We start from the raw sequence: 1173 nt of genomic DNA on the forward strand, positions 1-1173 counted from the left end.
TAATAAGGTGTGGATTTATGGTGAGCTATCATAAAGTTGGTAGTGAGTTCTTTTATTACTCCATTTATAAAATGAGTACCATTGTCACTCACAATCTCAAAGGGACAACTAAATCTTGTAATAATATTCTCAAAGAGAAACTTGGCAGTTGACCTTGCATCGGCCTTACGTGTCGCCCTGGCTTCCGCCCACTTTGTCACATAGTCAGTGGCAACGATAATATATCGAGATTGAGTGCTACGAGCTGCCGGACTAATTGGGCCTACAAAGTCCAAACCCCATTTTTCAAATGGTTGAGTCACTTTAACAGGATGTAAGGGCATCCTATCCTTTTGTTGTGTGATCTTGTAACGTTGGCATTCATCACATCCTTTTGCAAAAAGTGATGCATCCTTAAATAAGGTTGGCCACCAATAGCCTGATTGCAACACCTTTCTAGCTGTTAGTTCCCCTGAGAAATTTCCTCCGACTATACCCATGTGGGCTTCTTGCAGTATGTATAAATACTCATCCTCATGGGCACAACGTCTATTAATATCATCCTTCCCTAGCCTGTAGAGAGTTCCTGCAATGAGAGTAACGTTCACATTCTTTTAACAGTTTTCGAGCTATGTCCTTACGAAGCTCTTTGGGTGGAAAACCATTAACTAGAAAGTTCACAATCTTCTCACTCCATTCAGGTATGGTTTTGACTAGGAATAGAGAAGTATCAGGCAATTCATCATCGACTCCAGTAGAGGCTTCACTATTGGGTATGCGAGACAAATGATCCACCATGACATTTATTTTACCAGGTCTCACCACAATGGTAAAGTCAAACTCAAGAAGAATTAACAACCATCCTGTAATTCTTCCCATGGAACAAGGTTTATTTACTAGATACAACAATGCTTGATGATCCACATAAAAAACAAACTTGTTGGCAAGAAGGTAGTAGAGAATTTCTTTACTACATAAATCATAGCTAAACCTTCCCGCTCTGTAGTGGTGTAGTTTCTCTCAGCATCATTTAATTGACGACTTGCAAAGCTAATGGGGTAGTCCAATTTATGTTCTCCTGGTTGAGTTAGAACACACCCAATAGCAAAGTTTGATGCATCAATATGCACATGGAAAATTACATTCCAATCGGGCACTCGTAGGATAGGAGCGCTAGTCAAGGTCTTTTTCAAT

The 1173-nt window shown here is 40.0% G+C and carries 2 protein-coding genes; both read right to left on the bottom strand.

The annotated features are described in order from the left end of the window. The coding region (locus DD606_RS25320) for an integrase (protein ID WP_139158387.1) at positions 1 to 479 on the bottom strand (479 nt) is incomplete at its 3' end. 396 nt (positions 480 to 875) lie between these two features. After that, a partial coding sequence (locus DD606_RS26080; RefSeq protein WP_176691503.1) for a ribonuclease H family protein occupies positions 876 to 1173 on the bottom strand: 298 nt, incomplete at its 5' end.

The sequence above is a fragment of the Enterobacter cloacae complex sp. GF14B genome (assembly GCF_004136805.1).
Lineage (GTDB): Bacteria > Pseudomonadota > Gammaproteobacteria > Enterobacterales > Enterobacteriaceae > Enterobacter > Enterobacter hormaechei_C.